General features: G+C 68.7%; 20 protein-coding genes and 1 pseudogene. 12 read left to right on the forward strand and 9 right to left on the reverse strand.

The genetic code is table 11. The features are described 5' to 3' along the window. Positions 1-4 precede the first annotated feature (4 nt). From QXH22_RS09215 to QXH22_RS09240, 6 genes are all read right to left on the reverse strand, one after another. On the reverse strand, positions 5-1,150 hold the full coding sequence (locus QXH22_RS09215) for a glycosyltransferase family 1 protein (RefSeq protein ID WP_306275425.1): 1,146 nt from the start codon (positions 1,148-1,150) through the stop codon (positions 5-7). Between the two features lie 71 nt (positions 1,151-1,221). Continuing rightward, positions 1,222-1,701, reverse strand: a complete 480-nt coding sequence (locus QXH22_RS09220; protein WP_306244441.1) for a DUF3592 domain-containing protein — start codon at positions 1,699-1,701, stop codon at positions 1,222-1,224. Positions 1,702-1,727: 26 nt separating this feature from the next. Beyond that, positions 1,728-3,377: a 2-succinyl-5-enolpyruvyl-6-hydroxy-3-cyclohexene-1-carboxylic-acid synthase gene (gene menD, locus QXH22_RS09225; RefSeq protein WP_306275426.1), complete on the reverse strand. Its 1,650-nt coding sequence runs from the start codon at positions 3,375-3,377 to the stop codon at positions 1,728-1,730. Positions 3,378-3,559: 182 nt separating this feature from the next. Next, positions 3,560-4,348: an alpha/beta fold hydrolase gene (locus tag QXH22_RS09230; RefSeq protein ID WP_306242445.1), complete on the reverse strand. Its 789-nt coding sequence runs from the start codon at positions 4,346-4,348 to the stop codon at positions 3,560-3,562. Then, positions 4,345-5,313 carry an o-succinylbenzoate synthase gene (locus QXH22_RS09235; protein ID WP_306242447.1) on the reverse strand — a complete coding sequence of 323 codons (969 nt, stop codon included), beginning with the start codon at positions 5,311-5,313 and terminating at the stop codon, positions 4,345-4,347. The genes QXH22_RS09230 and QXH22_RS09235 overlap by 4 nt, the downstream gene beginning before the upstream one ends. Then, positions 5,313-6,917, reverse strand: coding sequence for an amidohydrolase (locus tag QXH22_RS09240; RefSeq protein ID WP_306242449.1), 1,605 nt, complete (start codon positions 6,915-6,917; stop codon positions 5,313-5,315). Before QXH22_RS09240 ends, QXH22_RS09235 begins: the two co-directional genes overlap by 1 nt. 65 nt (positions 6,918-6,982) lie before the next feature. Here QXH22_RS09240 and fadD8 point away from each other — a divergent pair, with 65 nt between their 5' ends. From fadD8 to QXH22_RS09260, 4 genes are all read left to right on the forward strand, one after another. Continuing rightward, on the forward strand, positions 6,983-8,584 hold the full coding sequence (fadD8, locus tag QXH22_RS09245) for a fatty-acid--CoA ligase FadD8 (protein ID WP_306242451.1): 1,602 nt from the start codon (positions 6,983-6,985) through the stop codon (positions 8,582-8,584). A 95-nt stretch (positions 8,585-8,679) separates the two neighbouring features. After that, on the forward strand, positions 8,680-9,126 hold the full coding sequence (locus QXH22_RS09250) for a nitroreductase family deazaflavin-dependent oxidoreductase (protein ID WP_306242453.1): 447 nt from the start codon (positions 8,680-8,682) through the stop codon (positions 9,124-9,126). Continuing rightward, a complete protein-coding gene (locus tag QXH22_RS09255) occupies positions 9,123-9,809 on the forward strand; it encodes a hypothetical protein (protein ID WP_306242455.1) in 687 nt (228 codons plus the stop codon). The genes QXH22_RS09250 and QXH22_RS09255 overlap by 4 nt, the downstream gene beginning before the upstream one ends. Continuing rightward, a complete protein-coding gene (locus QXH22_RS09260) occupies positions 9,806-10,708 on the forward strand; it encodes a 1,4-dihydroxy-2-naphthoyl-CoA synthase (RefSeq protein WP_306275427.1) in 903 nt (300 codons plus the stop codon). The genes QXH22_RS09255 and QXH22_RS09260 overlap by 4 nt, the downstream gene beginning before the upstream one ends. Positions 10,709-10,741: 33 nt before the next feature. Here QXH22_RS09260 and QXH22_RS09265 read toward each other — a convergent pair. Further along, positions 10,742-12,106 (reverse strand): annotated as a pseudogene (locus QXH22_RS09265) (HNH endonuclease signature motif containing protein); the annotation flags it as partial. 152 nt (positions 12,107-12,258) lie between these two features. Here QXH22_RS09265 and QXH22_RS09270 point away from each other — a divergent pair. From QXH22_RS09270 to QXH22_RS09305, 8 genes are all read left to right on the forward strand, one after another. After that, the gene (locus QXH22_RS09270) at positions 12,259-13,140 is read left to right on the forward strand and encodes an SDR family oxidoreductase (RefSeq protein ID WP_306242461.1); all 882 of its coding nucleotides are present in this window, start codon (positions 12,259-12,261) and stop codon (positions 13,138-13,140) included. Positions 13,141-13,155: 15 nt separating this feature from the next. Beyond that, the gene (locus QXH22_RS09275) at positions 13,156-13,776 is read left to right on the forward strand and encodes a maleylpyruvate isomerase family mycothiol-dependent enzyme (protein ID WP_306275428.1); all 621 of its coding nucleotides are present in this window, start codon (positions 13,156-13,158) and stop codon (positions 13,774-13,776) included. A gap of 9 nt (positions 13,777-13,785) precedes the next feature. Beyond that, positions 13,786-14,172, forward strand: a complete 387-nt coding sequence (locus tag QXH22_RS09280) for a VOC family protein (protein WP_306242465.1) — start codon at positions 13,786-13,788, stop codon at positions 14,170-14,172. Between the two features lie 118 nt (positions 14,173-14,290). Beyond that, the gene (locus QXH22_RS09285) at positions 14,291-15,553 is read left to right on the forward strand and encodes an inorganic phosphate transporter (protein ID WP_306242466.1); all 1,263 of its coding nucleotides are present in this window, start codon (positions 14,291-14,293) and stop codon (positions 15,551-15,553) included. Next, entirely contained in the window at positions 15,550-15,837 is a 288-nt protein-coding gene (locus QXH22_RS09290) for a hypothetical protein (protein ID WP_306242468.1), read from the forward strand. Before QXH22_RS09285 ends, QXH22_RS09290 begins: the two co-directional genes overlap by 4 nt. Before the next feature lie 60 nt (positions 15,838-15,897). Next, positions 15,898-16,206 carry a DUF3349 domain-containing protein gene (locus tag QXH22_RS09295; protein WP_306242470.1) on the forward strand — a complete coding sequence of 103 codons (309 nt, stop codon included), beginning with the start codon at positions 15,898-15,900 and terminating at the stop codon, positions 16,204-16,206. Between the two features lie 68 nt (positions 16,207-16,274). Next, a complete protein-coding gene (menE, locus tag QXH22_RS09300) occupies positions 16,275-17,345 on the forward strand; it encodes an o-succinylbenzoate--CoA ligase (protein ID WP_306242472.1) in 1,071 nt (356 codons plus the stop codon). A 27-nt stretch (positions 17,346-17,372) separates the two neighbouring features. Then, on the forward strand, positions 17,373-18,725 hold the full coding sequence (locus QXH22_RS09305) for a hypothetical protein (RefSeq protein ID WP_306242474.1): 1,353 nt from the start codon (positions 17,373-17,375) through the stop codon (positions 18,723-18,725). Here the strand turns inward: QXH22_RS09305 and QXH22_RS09310 are convergent. Next, complete coding sequence (locus tag QXH22_RS09310; protein ID WP_306242476.1) at positions 18,712-19,380, reverse strand: DUF2064 domain-containing protein; 669 nt, start codon at positions 19,378-19,380, stop codon at positions 18,712-18,714. The two genes, QXH22_RS09305 and QXH22_RS09310, sit on opposite strands and share 14 nt — an antisense overlap. Beyond that, positions 19,377-20,027: a glycosyltransferase family 2 protein gene (locus QXH22_RS09315; protein WP_306242478.1), complete on the reverse strand. Its 651-nt coding sequence runs from the start codon at positions 20,025-20,027 to the stop codon at positions 19,377-19,379. The genes QXH22_RS09310 and QXH22_RS09315 overlap by 4 nt, the downstream gene beginning before the upstream one ends. Positions 20,028-20,033: the final 6 nt, after the last annotated feature.

Genomic DNA, 20,033 nt, shown 5'->3' on the forward strand with positions numbered 1-20,033 from the left:
GGATTCAGGCCCGACGACGCGGGAAGGCCCGCACCCCGGCCGCCGGCGACAACACCGCCTCGTAGTGACCGAGCAACTCGTCGCAGATCACCGGCCAGCTGCGCCCCAGCACACTGCGCCGGGCGGCCTGCGAATAGCGCTGCCGTTCGGCAAGCAGATGCGCGACGGCACCGGGTAGCCGCGCCTCGAACTCGGCCACCGGCAGCAGCAGGCCGGTGCGGCAGGGTGCGACGAGGTCGCGCGGGCCGCCGGCGTCGGGGGCGATGACCGGCAACCCCGACGCCAGCGCTTCCTGCACGACCTGACAGAACGTCTCGTGCTCGCCGGGATGCACGAAGACGTCCATGCTCGCGTACGCCGCGGCGAGTTCGTCACCGTACAGCGCACCGGTGAAAACCGCTGCGGGCATTGACTTCTCGAGTTTGGTCCGATCAACACCGTCACCGACGATCACCAGCTGCACGTTGCCGGCGCCCGCGAGCGTAGCGAGCCGTTCCACGTGCTTCTCCGGGGCGAGCCGACCGACAAAGCCGACGACCGGCCGGCCGTTGGGAGACCAATGCCGGCGCAGCCTCTCGTCGCGGGCCGACGGCGCGAACCGGATCAGGTCAACACCGCGCGCCCACCGGTGTACGCGCGGGAAGCCCTGCGCGGCAAGACTTTCCATGGTTGGTGTGGACGGCGCCAGAGTACGGTCGGCGCGGCTGTGCAGGTGCCGGAACCAGGCCCAGGCGGCGCGGGTGGTCATCGGGATGCCGTAGCTCGCCGCGAAACCCGGCACGTCGGTCTGGTAAACGGCCACCGTCGGGACACCGAGCCGGCGCGCGGCCAGCATCCCTCCGTAACCGAGCAGCGCCGGTGAGGCCAGGTGCACGACGTCAGGATCGAATCCCCGCAGCACCCGCAGCAGGCGCGGGGTGGGGACGCCCAGCGGAAGCGTGGTCACTTTGGGGAACATCCGCGACGGTGTCCGGTGGATCCGGACGCCGTCGTAGACGCGGTCGGCGCGGGATTCACCGGGCGGGTTGTCCGGGGCGATGACTAGGGCTTCGTGACCGGTACGACGCAGATGCTCGAGAACCCGGACGACCGAGTTACTCACACCGTTGACCTGAGGCAGGAACGATTCGGCGACGATTGCAACGCGCACGCCACCACACTGGCAGCAGCGACTGTCGACCAGGTTGCCGCGGGGAATACGCGACGCGAAATCTGATCGCGCTATGACTCGGCTTGGTTCAGCCGCTTGTCCAGCACAGCCAGCAGGATCAACGCCCCCGCACCGATCAGCCAGGCCACCACGGCGATCGATCCCGCCGGGATGATCGCCAGGCCCGCGTTGCGGTGCTGCACCCGAACCAGATTCGGGTCCTTCTTGTTGTATTCGACATAGATCCGCATGCCGGTGGCCAATTCGGACGGGTACAACACGCCGAGTTCCGGCCGATAGGTGACGCGGTCCGGGGTGACGAACTCGATAGTCGAACGTCGTGGCCCGGCGCTGAGCACCTCCGCCTGGGCGACGCCCATATTGCGTTTGATCGCCAGGTCGTTACGCCACGCGCCCGCCACCAGCAGGATCGACTGCAACGTGACGAGCAGGATGACGATCAGCACGGCGATTCGCGCCCACCGCACCACCATTCGGGGCCGGGTGTCCGGCAGTTCCTCCGTGGTGCCGTGAATCAGGATGCGCAGCACCTGTTTCGGCGCGACAGTGAGTCTTCTCACAGAGCGGCCTTGATGGCTGCGTGCAGCCGCCGCAGCGACGACCGGTCGGCCTTGACCTCCAATACCCGCATACCGCCACCGGGCTCGTCGAGAGCGGCCGCCAGCTGGTCGAGTTCTATCTGTCGGCTCTCTACGTGGTACGCGCGGCACAGCGCGCCGACGTCCACGTCGTGCGGGGTGCCGAAGATCCGGGCCGACACGTCCGAGAACCTCGGGTCGCCCTGCTCGAGCAGTTCGAAGATGCCGCCGCCGTTGTCGTTGGACACCACGATGGTCAGGTTTCGCGGGGTCGGTTCAGTAGGCCCGATCAGCAACCCCGAACTGTCGTGCACGAACGTCAGGTCACCGATGAGCGCGACGGTGCGCGGCGGGTCCTCGGGGTTGCCGATCCGCTCATACGCGAGCGCGGCTCCGATGATGGTGGATACGGTGCCGTCGATGCCGGCCACGCCACGGTTGGACCGCACCTGGATCCCACGATTGTCCAGCCCGGCCAGTGCGGCGTCACGAACCGGGTTCGACGCACCGAGTACGAGCTGATCCCCGAGGTGCAACGCATCGGCGACCGCGGCGGCCACGTGCAGGCCGGTGGTGAGCGGGTGCTCGGCAAGTTGGCCCCGCACTGCAGCGACGGCGTGCCGGTTGAGTTCGGCGCAGCGGCGCAGCCACGCCGGGTCGGGAGCTCCGGTGGTGATTGCCCGGGTGCCGTTGGCCTGCGAGTTGCCTGACACGTCGGGCCAGCGCGGCCCCGTCGTCAGCGCGAACACCGGCACTGCCGAATCGGCAAGCAGCGCCGACACCGGGCGGTGCAGCGTGGGGCGGCCCAGCATAATCACCTGTTGCGGGTGCAGCAGCGGCAACGCCAGGGGATGCAGCGGGTTGGCGACAGGTGGCGCCGTGGGCTCCGCGACGGTCGGCAGCGCGGCCAGGTTGGGGTGCACACCCGCGCCGTGGCCGGCGACGACGACCGTATCGGGCGTGAGGTCGATCTCCAGCGGTTGATCGAAGGTGACCGGTGGCGTGTAGGTCCACGGCCTGCCGTCGGGGCGCCCGGCCGGAGTGGGCGCATTCACGCGCTCGGCGTCCGGTACCAGAGGTTCGCGCAGCGGGATGTCGAATTGCACGGGCCCGGCATTGGCCGTGCGAGAACCCTTGGCGGCCACCAACACTCGGCAGGTCGCCGAGCGCCAGGCGGCGTTGAGAGCGGGCAACCGCTCGGCCGAGCCCTCGGCCAGGCCCAGGCTGATGGTGGCCCGCACCTGAGAGCCGAAATAGCCGAGTTGTTCCATGGTCTGGTTGGCGCCGGTGCCCAGCAGCTCATACGGCCGGTTGGCGGACAGCACGATCAGCGGCACCCGGGCGTAGTTGGCCTCGACCACCGCCGGTCCGAGATTGGCGACCGCGGTGCCCGACGTCATGGCGATGCAGACCGGCGCGTTCGCACCGATAGCCAGGCCGATGGCCAGGAAACCGGCGGTGCGCTCGTCGATACGCACGTGCAGCCGGAGCCGGCCCGCCCGGTCGGCGTCCTGCAGTGCGAAGGCCAGCGGCGCGTTGCGTGAGCCGGGACACAGCACCACGTCGCGCACGCCGCCGCGAATCAGTTCGTCGACGACGACGCGCGCCTGGGTCGTCGAGGGGTTCACCTCTACAGGGTGTCACAGCCGGCGACCGGTTACGGAGCGAGCCGATCAGTTGGATCTGCGGTTATGCCGCTGGCCGATGGCGACGTCTTTGCAGGTTTCACCATCGCGCGACAGCTCGGCTCCGGGGGATGGGCGAGGTATACCGGATCGAGCGCTTTGACCCGGTTTAGGACCTTCGGCAATCAGGCCGTCGTGCCGGCGAAGAACTTCAGCATGGCCGCATTAACCGCCTCCGGCCGCTCCAAAAAACCCAGGTGCCCAGTGTCGGGGACCTGCAGGTAGCGGCCATTGGGAAGCGCGTCGGCGACCTCGCGTCCCAAATAGGGCGGCGTGATGACGTCGTCGGAGAAGCCGATGACCAGCACCGGAGCCGCGATATTGCGGTACGCGGGCAACCGGTTGGTCTGCGGGGCGATGTCGAGCTGGCAGCGGTAGCCCGGGGTGAGCTTGGTCGGCCACATGCTGAACATCGCGATCCAGTCGGCGATGGCCGCGTCGTCGTTCAGGGTTTTGCGGGAGAAGTTCTCCACCAAGCGGGTTTTCGCGTCATAGGTGGCGGGCAGCCCGACGCCGGCGGCGTCGAGGTCCGCCTCGGCCTGGTGGAAGAACTGGCGGGTACGGTCCAGGCGCCCGCGGGTGGCCATTAACACCGCCGAGCTCACCAGTTCGGAGCGGACCACCATCAGTTCCTGGGCGATGTAGGAGCCCATCGACACCGCGACGATCCGTACCGGACCGACCCCCAGCGATTCGATCAGCGCCGCGGTGTCAGCGACCACGGTCTGGGTGGTGAAGCCTTCGGCGTTTTCGGTGGCGCCGATTCCGCGGTTGTCGAAGGTGACACACCGGTAGCCGGCCGCCAGAAACGCCGGCACCTGGTGCAGATGCCAGGTGCGTCCCGCACCGCCGCGACCGGAGATGAAGACAACCGGCTCACCGGTCCCCTTGTCGTCGTAAGCCAGGTTGATCACCCGATCGACGGTACAAGCAACGGGTAGCAGGCCTTGACCCGGTCGATCCACCACTGTCGCCGATGCACCGGCGCGCTCAATGCAGCGAGCCGGGCAGGATCTGGCGTCACCGGGCCCACCGGAAGGAACCCGTCGACGGGCACGACCGGATCGGTGACGTCATCGACGAACAGCCTGCCGGTGCCCAGTCCGCAGGCGTGACGTAACTCCGGCAGCGCCGCCGCGGCCGCCAGACCGCGGCTGATCCCGACCGCCGAGTCCAGGGCGCTGGACACCACGATCGGGATGTCGATCTGCGCGGCGACTGCCAGCATCGGCGAAATGCCGCCGAGCGGAGCAACTTTGAGCACCGCGACGTCGGCGGCGCCGGCCCGCACCACGGCCAGCGGATCGTCGGCCTTGCGGATGCTCTCGTCGGCGGCGATGGGGACGTCGACCCGCGCACGCAGTTCGGCGAGTTCGGCGACAGTGGCGCAGGGCTGTTCGACGTACTCCAGCGGGCCGTCGGCGGTCAGCGCCGAGATGGCCCGCACCGCCTCCTCGACACTCCACCCGCCGTTGGCGTCCACCCGAACTGTCAGCATCAGCCCCCGGACGGCATTGACCCGGGCGACGTCGTCGTCAAGGCTCTGCCCCGGCTCGGCCACCTTCACCTTGGCGGTGTGGGCACCGGGAAATCGGGCCAGCACGTCGGGCACCTCGGCGGCCTCGATGGCCGGCACCGTCGCGTTGACCGGGATGCGGTCGCGTCGTACCGGCGGCGGCTCGCCGTAGGCAGCCTCGATCGCCGATGCGAGCCAGTGCGCGGCCTCGGGTGGTTCGTATTCGACGAACGCCCCGAATTCGCCCCACCCGGCCGGGCCCTCGATCAGCGCCAGTTCGCGGGTGGTGATGCCGCGGAACCGCACCCGCATCGGCAGCGCCACCACGTGCAGGCGATCCAGCAGCTCCTGCAGATCGGGCATCACTGCCCGTAGACCTGCCTACCGGCCAGGAACGTCGCACGCACCTCGAGGTCGGCGATCTGCTCGGGAGGCACCGCCCGCGGGTCGGCCGACAGCACCACCAGATCCGCGTACTTGCCGACCTCCAGCGAGCCGGTCACGTCGTCGGCGAACAACTGCCAGGCGGCGTCGATGGTCTGGGCCCGGATCGCCTGGTCGACGGTGAGCCGCTCCTCGGGCGCGAGCACCCGGCCGCTCGGCGCCACCCGGGTGGTGGCCACGCTGATGTTGCGCAGCGGTTCCTCGGGGGTGACGGGCGGGTCGTTGTGCAGCGAAATGCGCATGCCGGTGGCCACGGCCGAGCCGGCCGGCATCCAGCGGGATCCGCGCTCCGGCCCGAACAGCCCGTCGACGATGACGTCGCCCCAGTAGTGGATCTGGTCGACGAAGATGCTGCACGTGACGCCGAGCGCGGCGGCGCGCTGCAGTTGCTCGGGCCGGATGGCGCCGACGTGCTCAAGGCGCAGCCGGTGGTCGTCGCGGGGATGGTGCCGCAGGACTTCTTCATAGACGTCGAGGATGGTGTCGACACCTGCGTCGCCCTGCACGTGGCACGCCATCTGCCAGCCCTTGGGGAAGTACGCCCCGACGATTTCGCGCAGCTGCTCTTTGGTGTAGTTGGCGCAGCCGCAGGAACCGGGCGTGATGCCGGCCGAGCGGGTTGCGTCGGTGTCCAGATAGGGAAACGACAGGGCGATGTTGCCGATCCAGGGTGAGCCGTCGACCCAGATCTTGATGCCGACCTGTCGCATCAGGTCGTCGCCCTCACCCGGCGTGGCGTCGGTGGACATCTGGGCGTTGGAGACCTCGTAGGTGCGCAGCCGCACGGTCAGGTCGTTGCGCAGCTGCTCGATCAGCGGGTTGAACTTGGGGTCGAAGGCCATCTCCGAGCAGGTGGTCAGGCCGGCGCGGTTCAGGCGCGCACATTCGGCGCGCAGCATGTCCGGGTAGTTGCCCGCCTGGATCGCCCCGCCCAGCAGCGGGAACACGGCGCCGATCTCTTCGGCGGTGCCGTCGAGGTCGCCGTTCGCGTCATGGCCGTACTTGGCGCCCTTGGGATCGGGTGTGTCCCGGGTGAGGCCGTTGAGTTCGGCGGCGCGCGAGTTGAAGTACGCCTTGTGGCCGGAGTTGTGGATGATGACCAGCGGACCGTCCGGGGCGATGTCGTTCAGCCAGCTCAGCGTCGGGTCGGGAAGGCCGGGCTGCAGCAGGGCGTCCCAACCGTTGAGGTAGGCGCCGTCGGCTCCCCGGCGCGCGGCCTCGTTCCGGATCGTCTCGACGACGTCCTGCGGGTCGCGGATGGTGACCGGGCGGATGTCGATGATCCGGTCGGACAGCGCGATCGCCTCCATCAGGGGATGCCCGTGGGCCTCGATGAATCCCGGCATGACGCAGCCGTCGCCGATGTCGATCGTGCGGGTGTCCGGCCCGATGTACCGGGCGACGTCCGCGCGGTCCCCCACCGCGATGATGCGGCCGTCGGCGATGGCGAGCGCCTCGGCGGTGGGGCGATTTTCGTCGACGGTCAGTACGGTTCCGGTGATGACCGTGTCAGCGGCGTTCATGTGGGCAAATCCTACTGACCGAGGGCGCGAAAAAGCGGAATTGCAACACGTTCTAGTCTTGGGATATGAGTGTCGATTTGTTGCGCAACCCGACTCACAACGGCCATCTGCTCGCGGGCGCACTCAAGCGCCACAAGAACCGTCCGGTGCTCTTCCTCGGCGACACCACGCTCACCGGTGGTCAGCTCGCCGAACGAATCAGCCAATACGTGCAGGCATTCGAGGCCCTCGGCGCCGGTTCCGGCGTCATGGTCGGGCTGCTGTCGCTCAACCGGCCCGAAGTTTTGATGATCCTCGGTGCCAGTCAGACGCAGGGATACCGGCGTACCGCCCTGCATCCGCTCGGCTCACTGGATGACCACGCCTATGTGCTCTCCGATTCCGGCGCCAGCGCGCTGATCATCGACCCCAACCCGATGTTCGTCGAACGCGCGCTCGGCCTGCTGGAGAAGGTCGACTCGCTCAAGCAAATCCTGACCATCGGACCCGTCCCTGAAGCGTTGCGGGGGGTGGCGGTTGACCTTTCCGCCGAGGCGGCCAAGTTCGAGCCCAAGCCCCTGGTGGTCGCCGACCTGCCACCGGACAACATCGGCGGCATGGCCTACACCGGCGGCACCACCGGCAAGCCCAAGGGCGTGATCGGCACCACCGGAAACATCGCCGCCATGACCCAGATCCAACTGGCCGAATGGGAATGGCCCGAGCACCCGCGGTTTCTGATGTGCACCCCGCTGTCGCACGCGGGCGCCGCCTTCTTCACTCCCACCGTGGTCAAGGGCGGCGAGATGGTGGTGCTGGCCAAGTTCGACCCGGCCGAAGTGTTGAGAGTCATTGAAGAACAACGCATTACGGCCACCATGCTGGTGCCGTCGATGCTGTACGCGCTGATGGACCACCCGGATTCGCACACCCGGGACTTGTCCTCGCTGGAGACGGTCTACTACGGCGCCTCGGCGATCAACCCGGTGCGGCTGGCGGAGGCGATCCGCCGCTTCGGGCCGATCTTCGCGCAGTATTACGGCCAGTCGGAGGCGCCGATGGTGATCACCTACCTGGCCAAGGCCGACCACGACGAGAAGCGGCTGACCTCCTGTGGACGTCCGACGCTGTTTGCGCGGGTGGCGCTGCTGGGCGAGGACGGCAAGCCGGTGCCGCAGGGTGAGCCGGGCGAAATCTGCGTCAGCGGGCCACTTTTGGCGGCCGGCTACTGGAACAAGCCCGAAGCGACGGCCGAAGCGTTCAAGGACGGCTGGCTGCACACCGGCGATATGGCCCGCGAGGACGAGGACGGGTTCTACTTCATCGTCGACCGGGTCAAGGACATGATCGTGACCGGTGGGTTCAACGTCTTCCCGCGCGAAGTCGAGGATGTGATCGCCGAGCACCCGGCCGTCGCGCAGACCTGCGTGGTCGGTACGCCCGACGAGAAGTGGGGTGAGGCCGTCACTGCGGTGGTGGTGCTGCGCGCCGACGCGGCCACCGACGAGGCGTCGATCGAGACGATGACCGCGGAGATTCAGGCGGCGGTCAAGGAGCGCAAGGGCTCGGTGCAGTCACCCAAACGGGTGGTGGTCGTCGACGCGCTGCCGTTGACCGGGCTGGGCAAGCCCGACAAGAAGGCGGTGCGGGCGCAGTTCTGGGAGGGCGCCGGCCGCGCGGTGGGCTAATTCTCTGTGCCGAGCGTGAAGCTGGCCGCACATTCGCTGCCGAGTGTGAAGCTGGCCGCACATTCGGCGACGCCACGGTGGCTACGCTGGCGAACATGAGCGAGCACATCAAGCCACCCTGGTGGCTCAAGCCGCTGAACAAGGTGTTCATCCAGATGTCGAAGCTGGGCATGAACTTCGGCGGAGAGAGTCCGGTGGTGTTGACCGTGCCGGGCCGAAAGTCCGGCAAGCCGCGCTCGACACCCATTACGCCGATGACCTTGGACGGCAAGCAGTACGTGGTGGCCGGGTTCCCGGGCGCCGACTGGGTCCAAAACGTCAGGGCCGCAGGCGAAGTCACGCTCACCCGCGGGCGCCAGAGCGAACGTGTCCGACTGGTCGAACTCTCCGCCGCCGACGCCAGACCGGTGCTGCGGGCGTTCCCCACCGAGGTGCCGACCGGCGTGGGATTCATGAAGCGTTCCGGCCTCGTCCAGGACGGCCGTCCTGACGAGTTCGAGGCACTCGCCGGGCGCTGCGCCGTATTCCGCTTCGACACATGACGCTGCGTGTACTGGTCACCGCTACGCTCGCCGCGGCCTTCTGCATGGCCGGGGTGCCGCGCGCGACGGCCGCACCGGGGTGCCCGGCCGGCGGCACCCCTCCCCCGCCCGGCGCCGCTACCCGACAGATCGGCGACGTCGACGGGGACGGCCTGCCCGACACCCTGTGGGTCGGCAAGTGGCAAGGACCGGAGGGCGCCATGACGCGCGCCGTCGGGATCGCCACCGCCAGCGGGGCCGACAGCGATGTCCCGATTGTTTCCGCCAGCCCGATACCGTTGCGCGCGTTAGCGATTGACGTGCAGAACGGGCATCAGGTGATCGCCAGCCTGGGCCGCAGCGCCCCGCTGTACACCTTCGCCGAGTGCCGCTTGCAAACCGTCGTCGATAGTCACTATGGCAGGCCGTTCGTGTTCGACCTGGAGAATCTGGCGGGCAACGGCACCGGCGTGGGCTGCGGCGACTTCGGCGGTGAACGTCACCTCGTGGCACTGCAGGCGCTGGACAGCGGCGGTCGGTGGACCGTGCGACGCACCGAGATCGACCTCAACGGGCTGTGGGCCGCCACGGGTGCATCCGATACCCTGACGGCCGCGTCAGCGCACGACCCCGTGGTGACGACCGCCCAGACGATCAGTTGCGGCGAGCGGACCATCGACCAGGATGGAGTTCAAGAGCCTTGAGTGACAACCCTTTTGACGCCGCACAGTGGCGACTCGTCGATGGCTTCGACGATCTGACCGACATCACCTATCACCGCCATGTGCGCGACGCGACGGTGCGGGTGGCGTTCGACCGTCCCGAGGTGCGCAACGCATTCCGGCCGCACACGGTCGACGAGCTCTACCGGGTGCTCGACCACGCGCGGATGTCATCGGACGTCGGCGTGGTGTTGCTGACCGGCAACGGGCCCTCACCCAAGGACGGCGGCTGGGCGTTCTGCTCCGGCGGGGACCAGCGCATCCGCGGGCGCAGCGGCTACCAGTACGCCAGCGGCGAGACCGCCGACACGGTCGACGCCGCGCGGGCCGGCAGGCTGCACATCCTTGAGGTGCAACGGCTCATCCGGTTCATGCCGAAGGTGGTGATCTGCCTGGTCAACGGCTGGGCCGCCGGTGGTGGTCACAGTCTGCACGTGGTCTGCGACCTCACCCTGGCCAGCCGCGAGCACGCCCGCTTCAAGCAGACCGACGCCGATGTCGGGAGCTTCGACGGTGGCTACGGCAGCGCGTACCTGGCCCGTCAGGTGGGCCAGAAGTTCGCCCGCGAGATCTTCTTCCTCGGCCGGACGTACACCGCCGAGCAGATGCACCACATGGGGGCGGTCAACGACGTGGTCGACCACGGCGCGCTGGAAACGGTTGCGGTGCAGTGGGCGGCCGAGATCAACGCCAAATCGCCTCAGGCACAACGCATGTTGAAGTTCGCGTTCAACCTGCTCGACGACGGGCTGGTGGGCCAGCAGCTGTTCGCCGGGGAGGCCACCCGGCTGGCCTACATGACCGACGAGGCCGTCGAGGGCCGCGACGCGTTCCTGGAGAAGCGCCCGCCGGACTGGAGCCCGTTCCCGCGCTACTTCTGAGCAACTTCTGAGCCGAAGCCCGCGATACGGCACATCGTCATCCCCGTCGGGTGTGAGGGGCCGTTCCGGGTGGTGCATGCAGTTGGTGCGGGGCCGCCCAAAGTCTAGGTGTTTGGGTGGGATCCATTCGGCGATGCCGTGGATGTTGCGGCGGGTGGTGTATTTGTGGAGTTCGACGAGGCGGTTGTCTGGTGGGCAGGCGAGTGCTAGTTCGTCGATGTGGGTGCGGCGGGTGTTGATCCAGCCTTCGAGGTGGTGGACCTGGGTCCAGTAGCCGGGCACGGTGCAGCCGGGGCGGGTGCAGCCGCGGTCTCTGGCCAGCAGGGTCAGGCGTTGTTCGGGGGAGGCCAGGCGTTTGCCGTGGTAGAGGGCCAGGGTCTTGTCTTTGTCGAAGATGGCCAAGTAGTGATGGGCTGGCGAGGCCAGCCGGATGACGTCGGACATGGGCAGCAGGGTGCCTCCGGCGGTCAGGGCTCGTCCGGCGCCGGCTTCGAGTTCGGCCAGGGTGGTGGTGACGACGATGGTGGTGGGCAGCCCGTGGTGTCGGCCCAAGGTTGTGGATTCCAGCAGCGTGCGCAGTCCGGTGTGCAGGGCGTCGTGGGTGCGTTGGGCGTGGGTGCGGGTGTCGCGGTCGACCGCGTCGGCGGGCGCTTTGCCGTCGGTGACGGGGTGTTCGTCGTCTGGGTTGCACATGCCGGGGGCGCCGAGTTTGGCGACGACGGGTTCCAGGGTGGCGCGCAGTTCGGGGGTGATCAGCCCGCGGATCTGCGACATGCCGTCGGGTTGCTGGCGGCCGATGGTGATGCCGCGCGTGCGGGCTCGCTCGGGTTGCTCGGGCAGGAAGTCGCCGTCGGGTTTGAGGCAGTCTTTGAGCACGCGGGCGTACTCGGCCAGTTCGTCGGGGCGAAAGCCGCTGGCGGCCAGGGCCAATTGGCGTTCGGCGTAGTCGCGGGTGGCGGCGTCCACGGCATCGGGCAGCGTGGCGAAGAATTTGCGGATAGCGGCGATGTTGGCGTCGCTGAGGTGGCCGCGGCGTTGCGCGGCGGCGGTTGCGGGCAGCACCGGGGCTAACGGCTCGCCGGTCAGGGCGCGGCGCGGGCCCAGGTCGGCGGCCTCGGCGATCAGCCGGTTCGCGTCGGCTTTGGAGATCCGCAGCCGGTCGGCCAATGCCTGCCCCAGGTTGCCGCCCAACTCCTCGTTGGTGGCCTCTGTCGTGAGTTGGTTGATGACCCGGTGGCCCGGGACGCGCAGCTTACGGATCACCCGGTGCACGCCCTCGATGATGCCCAACAGCCCCGCGGTATCGGGGGCCTCAAAAGTCAGCTCGCACAAGCGCTCCGCACATGCCTCGAGCCCGCCGAGGACCTCGGCGATCTCCGCTGGCGAACTCGATGGCATGCCCCAATCCTACGAAGGGGCACCGACAACCTTCGGAACTGAAAATGGTTGATGCGCAAGCAGAAACGCCATCACGCCGCACTGTTAGTCCACGCTCTGCTACTCCGGCAGGCGCCCGGCGCGGCCGTCGAAGGCCCGCCTAGACTCCCACCGTGAGTAAAAGTCCGCTGCGCCGCTTGACCGATCAGATCGTGCTGGCCAGCATGCGCCCGCCGGTGACGCCCCAGGTGCTGCTCAACCGGCCGGCGATCAAACCCATCGACCTGCAGGGCAAGCGCATTCTGCTCACCGGCGCGTCGTCGGGCATCGGGGAGGCGGCGGCCGAACAGTTCGCCGAGCGCGGCGCCACCGTCGTCGTCGTCGCCCGGCGCCGTGATCTGCTGGACGATCTCGCCGACCGGATCACCACCGCGGGCGGCACGGCGTTGTCCATTCCCTGTGACTGCTCCGACATGGACGCCATCGACAACCTGGTTGCCGAGGTCGAACAGCGCATCGGTGGCATCGACATCCTGATCAACAACGCCGGCCGGTCCATCCGCCGGCCGCTGGCCGAATCGCTGGAACGCTGGCACGACGTCGAGCGCACCATGGTGCTCAACTACTACGCTCCGCTGCGCCTGATGCGCGGGCTGGCGCCCGGCATGATCGAGCGCGGCGACGGCCACATCATCAACGTCTCCACGTGGGGTGTGCTCAACGAGGCTGCACCATTGTTCTCGGTGTACAACGCGTCCAAGGCGGCGTTGACCTCGGTCACCCGCATCGCCGAAACCGAGTGGGGCCCCAAGGGGGTGCACTCCACGGCGCTCTACTACCCGCTGGTGGCCACCCCGATGATCGCGCCGACCAAGGCCTACGAAGGCATGCCGGCACTGACATCGGAAGAGGCGGGCCAGTGGATGATCACCGCGGCACGCACCCGCCCGGTGCAGATAGCGCCCCGGATGGCCATCGCGGCCAAGGCCCTGAACACCGTCGGGCCGCGCTGGGTCAACACGTTGATGCAGGCCCGCAACAACCAACACGCCTGAGCCGAGGAGGGTGCCGTGACAGACATCTGGACCACCATCGCCGCCGAGCGAGGCGCCCTCGCCGATGACCTGACCGTGCTGACCCCCGCGCAATGGGACACGCCCTCCCTGTGCGCCAAGTGGACGATCCGCGATGTCGTCGCCCACCTGTCCGCCACGGCATCGATGACCGCGGTGAAGTTCTTCGCCGGCATGGCCAAGGCAGGCTTCAGCTTCTCCAAGTTCTCCAGTAAGCAGCTCGAGGAGCACCGCGGCCCCGACCCGGCCGCCACGCTCGCCGACTTCCGTGGCCTGGTTCACTCCACCTCGGCGCCGCCCGGTCCCCAGGTTTCCTGGCTGGGCGAGATCGTGATTCACGGTGCGGACATCCGGCGCCCGCTCGGCATCGCGCATGCTTACCCGCCGGACGCGGTCCGCCAGGTAATCGACTTCTACAAGGGCTCAAACATGCTCAGCGGCGCCAAGAACCGCATCTCCGGTCTCGCGCTCCGCGCCACCGACCAGGACTGGCGGCACGGACGGGGCGAGGCGGTCGAAGGGCCGCTGCTATCGCTGCTGCTGGCCATGACCGGGCGCGCTGCGGCCTGCGCCGACCTGACCGGCCCGGGCGTGGCGACCCTGCGCGACCGGTGCTAGACACGATGCATGGAGATCCTGGCAAGCCGCATGCTGCTCCGACCGGCGGACTATCAACGCTCGCTGGCCTTTTACCGCGACGAGATCGGGCTGGCGATCGCCCGTGAATACGGCGCCGGCACAGTGTTTTTCGCCGGCCAGTCGTTGCTGGAACTGGCCGGCTTCGGCGAACCGGACCATTCCAACGGTCCGTTCCCCGGGGCGCTGTGGCTGCAGGTGCGCGACCTGGCGGCAACCCAGGACGAGCTGCGGGGCCGGGGCGTGCCGATCGCCCGCGAGGCCCGTCGCGAACCGTGGGGCCTGCATGAGATGCACGTGACCGATCCCGACGGCGTCACCCTGATTTTCATCGAGGTTCCGCAAGGTCATCCGCTGCGCGCGGACACCCGGCAGTGAGCGGGAACGAACCGATGGTGAACTGATAGGTAACATCTGGCGACGACTCGCGATATTCCTGCATTTCCCCTAGTCATTCGTTCGACAAGGGATACTCCGACCACAAGAATCAGGGCCTGTGAACATTCAGCTGTTCCTCTTGATCATCGTCGTGATCACCGCACTCGCATTCGACTTCACCAACGGGTTCCACGACACCGGCAACGCCATGGCGACCTCCATCGCCAGCGGCGCACTGGCGCCGAAGGTGGCGGTGGCACTCTCCGCCGTGCTGAACCTGATCGGCGCCTTCCTGTCCACGGCCGTCGCGGCGACGATCGCCAAGGGACTGATCGACGCGAACCTGGTCACGCTGGAGTTGGTGTTCGCCGGCCTGGTGGGCGGGATCGTCTGGAATTTGCTCACCTGGCTGCTCGGCATTCCGTCGAGTTCCTCGCACGCACTGATCGGCGGCATCGTCGGTGCGACGATCGCGGCGGTCGGCGGGCACGGGGTGATCTGGAAGGGCGTGATCTCCAAGGTCCTCATCCCGGCGGTCATCGCCGCGCTGCTGGCGATCGTCGTGGGCGCCGCCGCCACCTGGCTGGTTTACCGCATCACCCGCGGCACGTCCGACGCGCGCACCGAGGCGGGCTTCCGACGGGGTCAGATCGGATCGGCGTCGCTGGTCTCGCTCGCACACGGCACCAACGACGCGCAGAAGACGATGGGTGTGATCTTCCTGGCCCTGATGTCCTACGGGTCGGTCAGCAAAACATCGTCCATGCCGCCGCTGTGGGTCATCGTGTGCTGTGCGCTGGCGATGGCCGGCGGTACCTACCTGGGCGGCTGGCGGATCATCCGCACGCTGGGCAAGGGACTGGTCGAGATCAAGTCGCCGCAAGGGATGGCAGCTGAATCATCATCGGCCGCAGTCATTCTGCTGTCGGCCCACTTCGGGTACGCGCTTTCCACCACTCAGGTCTGCACCGGCTCGGTGCTGGGCAGCGGGGTGGGCAAGCCGGGCGCCGAGGTCCGCTGGGGGGTCGCGGGCCGAATGGCGACCGCATGGCTGGTCACGCTGCCGCTGGCAGGTCTGGTCGGGGCGGTCACCTACTGGATCGTGCACTTCATCGGCGGCTACCCCGGCGCGATCGTCGGCTTCTCGCTGTTGATCGCGGTCGCGGCCACCATCTACCTGCGGTCGCGGCGGGTGAAGGTCGACCACAAGAACGTCAATGCCGACTGGGAGGGCCACCTGACGGCCGGTCTGGACGGCGCCGACGAACACGAGCTGCCGCCCCCACCGCCGCCACCCGGTCCGATGCCGCCGACACCGCCAACACCGCCGGCACGTCAGTACGGCTCCGACGGCCAGATCCCCGCCCGGAACGCCTCATGAACGCCTGGTTCAACTACGGAGCGACGGTGAAGATCCTCGTCTTCAGCCTGCTGGCGGGCGCCGCGCTACCGGGGCTGTTCGCCTTGGGCGTCCGATTGCAGGCCGTCGGCAGCGGCAGCCTGAGCGCCGACGGGATCGCCGGCAAGCAGCGGCCGTTGCTGACTGCCGCCGCCTGGCTGATCTACGCGGTAGTTCTCGTGGTGGTCATCCTCGGTGTGCTCTACATCGCCAGAGACTTCATCGCCCACCACACCCACTACCCGTTCCTGGGCGCCAAACCGTAACGCGGAGTTCCTCATCGACCACGTTTTTGTGCTGGTGCGGGGGGGTAAGTTGATCGCACAATGAACCGTTTTCTCAGTTCGATCGTCTCGTGGCTGCGAGCGGGGTATCCGGACGGCATTCCGCCGACGGATTCCTTTGCCGTGCTGGCGTTGCTGGCCCGCCGCTTGACCAACGACGAGATCGTCACGGTGGCCAACGAGCTGATGCGGCGCGGTGAATTCAACATCGACAAGATCGACATCGGCGTCGCGATCACTCAGCTCACCGACGAACTGCCCGCACCGGACGACGTCGAGCGCGTCCGGAAGCGGCTGGCCGCCCAGGGCTGGCCCCTCGACGACATGCGCGACAACGGAGACCACGCATAGCCACCCTGCGGGCACTGAGTGTCTCACCGGGTTCGGCGACCCGGCAGCTGCTACCCGCGCTGCAGCGGGTGCTCGACGGCACGGATTCCGCACTGGTCGCCGCGCCGGAGCACGGCTTCGAGTCCGCGGTGCGCGGCCTGCGGGTCGGTGAGGAGATCGACGACGACGTCGCCCTGGTGGTGACGACGTCGGGGACCACCGGCGCACCCAAGGGGGCGTTGTTGACGGCGGCCGCGCTGCGCGCGAGCGCGTCGGCGACCTACCGTCGACTCGGCGGACCGGGGCGCTGGCTGCTGGCCATACCGCCGTACCACATCGCGGGGCTGCAGGTGCTGATCCGCAGTCTGCTCGGAGGCTCGGAACCGGTCGAGCTGGATGTCTCGGCCGGCTTCGATGTAAACGAATTACCCAGCGCGGTAAAACGTTTGGGCTCCGGGCGGCGGTACACGTCGCTGGTTGCGGCCCAGCTGGCGAAGGCGCTGGCCGACCCGGCCGCCACAGTTGCGCTGGCGGAATTGGACGCGATCCTGTTGGGCGGTGGGCCCGCTCCCAAACCGGTGCTCGAGGCCGCCACCGCGGCCGGCATCACGGTGGTACGCACCTACGGAATGAGCGAGACCGCGGGCGGCTGCGTCTATGACGGCGTCCCGCTGGACGGGGTGAAACTGCAAATCCGCGACAAGGGCCGCATCGCGCTGGGCGGCGTCACGCTGGCCAAGGGCTATCGCAACCCGGTCGATCCGGACCCGTTCGACGCGGGCTGGTTCGTCACCGACGACCTTGGATCCCTGGATGATTCGGGTGTCCTGACGGTGCTGGGCCGGGTGGACGATGCGATCAGCACCGGCGGACTGACCGTCCTGCCGGGACCGGTCGAGGCGGCGCTGTTCACCCATCCCGCAGTAGCCGACTGCGCCGTCTTCGGGCTCGACGATCCCCGGCTGGGCCAGCGGGTCGCCGCGGCGGTCGTGCTCCGCGCCGGATTCTGCGCGCCGACGCTGCAGGAGCTGCGCGACCACGTCGGGCTGACGCTGGACGCCACGGCCGCACCCCGGGAGTTGCAGGTGGTCTCCGAGCTGCCGCGCCGCGGCATCGGCAAGGTCGACCGCCGGGCGCTGGCGCGGCGCTTCGGTCAATAGGCTGCTTTCTTTCAATAGGCTGCTGGTGTGAAGATCGCGCGCCGGGAAACACTGGCGGTCGCGACCGCGGCCGTGCTGGTGGCTGCCGCGTTCGTGCTGCCCCGGATGAACGTGGGCGTCAAGCCACGGTCGGATATCGGGCTGGAGCGGTTCGCGATGCGCGCCGGCGCCGCGCCGATCTTCGGCTACTGGGACATCCATTTCGGATGGGGCACCGCGGCGGCGATCGTCATCGCGGCCGCCACGGTGTTGTGGGGTCCCGTTGCGGCACAACGTCTTTCCTGGCGTGTCCTGCTGGCCGGCAGCTGGGCAACCGCGGCCGCGTGGGCGTTTTCGCTGGCGATGATCGACGGCTGGCAACGCGGCTTCGCGGGCCGCCTGACGACCCGGGACGAATACCTCTATGAGGTGCCGGGGATCACCGACATCCCGGCGACACTGCGGACCTTCGCGAGCCGGATCGTCGACTTCCAGCCGCATTCCTGGACCACGCACGTCTCCGGTCACCCGCCGGGCGCGCTGCTGACTTTCGTGTGGCTGGACCGGATCGGCCTGCACGGCGGAGCCTGGGCCGGGCTGTGGTGCCTGCTGGTGGGTTCCAGCGCCGCGGCGGCCGTGCTGGTCGCCGTCCGCGCACTGGCCGGTGAGCGGACCGCACGCCGCGCAGCCCCGTTCGTCGCGGTGGCCCCGACAGCAATCTGGATCGCGGTGTCGGCCGACGGCTACTTCGCCGGTGTCGCGTCCTGGGGCATCGCGCTGCTGGCGCTGGCAGTGCACGGCGGCGTCCGGTTTCCGGCGCTGGTTGGCTCGGCCGCCGGGCTGGTCCTGGGCTGGGGGATCTTCCTCAGCTACGGCCTGGTGCTGATCGGGTTGCCGGCCCTTGCGGTGCTGCTTTCGGCGGCCGACTGGCGGGCGGCGCTCCGCGCGCTGGGGCCGGCCGTGCTGGCCGCGGTGGCCGTGGCGGCCACCTTCGCCGTCGCAGGGTTCTACTGGTTCGACGGCTACACCCTGGTGCAGCAGCGCTACTGGCAGGGCATCGCCAAGGACCGGCCGTTCCAGTACTGGAGTTGGGCCAACCTGGCGTGCGTGGTGTGCTCGATCGGGTTCGGGTCGGTGGCAGGCATCACCAGGGTGTTCGACGCCGCCGCCGTCCGGCGACGCTCCGGCCTGCACCTGCTGCTGCTGGCGACGCTGGCGGCGGTCATCTGCGCCGACCTGAGCATGCTGAGCAAGGCCGAGACCGAGCGGATCTGGCTGCCGTTCACCGTGTGGCTCACCGCCGCACCGGCGCTGCTACCGGTGCGCTCCCACCGGGCCTGGCTGGCCGTCAACGCCGCCGGGGCGCTGGTGCTGAACAGCATCATCTTCACGAACTGGTAGCCACGCCCTCGGTGATGCGGGCGAAGCGGCTGCCCGGCTCACACGCCTGACGCATCGCGGCGAGGTCCTCGATCACGTCGATGTCGGCCAGCGGCTGCACCATAGCCACATCAATCCCATTGTCCCGCAGGGCTTTACACGTCAGGTCACCAGTGTCGGACTGCGACATCGGGATACCCCGCAGACACTGAGCGGCAGCCGGATCCTGCACCCCGAGCACCCACCAGCCACCGTCGAGCGCCATTCCCAGCACCGCCATCGACTCGGTCAGCGTGCGGGCGCACTCGGACAGCAGTTGCGCGCTCACCTGCGGCGTGTCCATCCCGATCTGCAGCACCGGGTAGCCGGCGGTGCCGGCGTCGGCGTGCGCGTTGGCCAGACGGTCGGCGAAATCGTCGCCGCGCTGTCCGATGACGGTGAACGCGCCGAGCCGCTCCCGGATCTCGGCCGATGCGGCAGCGTTGTCCAGGTCACCGGTCAGGGCCACCACCCGGGCGGCCACCGGCGCCGCGACCACCGCGTCCAGCGTGTCGAGCAGCGCGGCGGCGGCGATCTCGGCGGCCATATGATCGCCGACCGTCGCGGCCAGCCGGGTCTTGGCGCGTCCGGGCTCGGGGGCTTTGGCGACCACCAGGACAGTGACCGGCACAGTCACGAAATCACCTTCCAGAAGTCCAGGATCGCGGTGATGCTGCCCCGCAGGGATCCGCTGACCTTGGATTTGCCGCCGGTGCGCGGGCCGTAGCTGACGTCGAGTTCGACCACCCGCCAGCCCGCGGCCGCGGCGCGAACCAGAAGTTCCAGCGGGTAGCCCGATCGCCGGTCCTCGACGCCCAGATCCAGCAGCGCCTGACGCCGGGCCACCCGCATCGGCGCGATGTCGTGCACCGGCAACCGGTGGCGGGTGCGCAGCCGCCAGCTCATCACCACGGTGCCCACCCGGGCTACCCACGGCCAGTGCAGGCCGGGCACCGGGCGGCGTCGCCCGGTCACCATGTCGGCTCCACGGTCCAGCTCGGCGACCAGCCGGGGCAGGTCACCGGGATCCATCGAGCCGTCGGCGTCGATCACCGCGACGATCGGTGTGGTCGCGGCGACCACACCCGCATGAACGGCAGCGCCGTACCCGGGCCTCGACTCGGCGACCACCCGGGCGCCGTGGCGGGTAGCCACCGCCGCGGTGCCGTCGGTGCTGTTGTTGTCCACCACCAGCGCCTGGTACCCGGGCGGGATGGCGTCGAGTACCGCCGGCAAAGACTCTTCTTCGTTGAGGCAGGGCAGTACGACAGTCACATCGGACATGAGAAA

Origin of the sequence: Mycobacterium sp. TY814, from assembly GCF_030755175.1 — a bacterium.
Taxonomy (GTDB): Bacteria; Actinomycetota; Actinomycetes; order Mycobacteriales; family Mycobacteriaceae; genus Mycobacterium.

What these genes read in the sequence shown, in the direction of transcription:
- QXH22_RS09235 (WP_306242447.1), bottom strand. Translation starts at nt 5,313, where the DNA reads ATGCCCGATCTGCAGGAGCTGCTGGATCGCCTGCACGTGGTGGCGCTG.
- QXH22_RS09240 (WP_306242449.1), bottom strand. Translation starts at nt 6,917, where the DNA reads ATGAACGCCGCTGACACGGTCATCACCGGAACCGTACTGACCGTCGAC.
- fadD8 (WP_306242451.1), top strand. Translation starts at nt 6,983, where the DNA reads ATGAGTGTCGATTTGTTGCGCAACCCGACTCACAACGGCCATCTGCTC.
- QXH22_RS09250 (WP_306242453.1), top strand. Translation starts at nt 8,680, where the DNA reads ATGAGCGAGCACATCAAGCCACCCTGGTGGCTCAAGCCGCTGAACAAG.
- QXH22_RS09255 (WP_306242455.1), top strand. Translation starts at nt 9,123, where the DNA reads ATGACGCTGCGTGTACTGGTCACCGCTACGCTCGCCGCGGCCTTCTGC.
- QXH22_RS09280 (WP_306242465.1), top strand. Translation starts at nt 13,786, where the DNA reads ATGGAGATCCTGGCAAGCCGCATGCTGCTCCGACCGGCGGACTATCAA.
- QXH22_RS09290 (WP_306242468.1), top strand. Translation starts at nt 15,550, where the DNA reads ATGAACGCCTGGTTCAACTACGGAGCGACGGTGAAGATCCTCGTCTTC.
- QXH22_RS09295 (WP_306242470.1), top strand. Translation starts at nt 15,898, where the DNA reads ATGAACCGTTTTCTCAGTTCGATCGTCTCGTGGCTGCGAGCGGGGTAT.
- QXH22_RS09315 (WP_306242478.1), bottom strand. Translation starts at nt 20,027, where the DNA reads ATGTCCGATGTGACTGTCGTACTGCCCTGCCTCAACGAAGAAGAGTCT.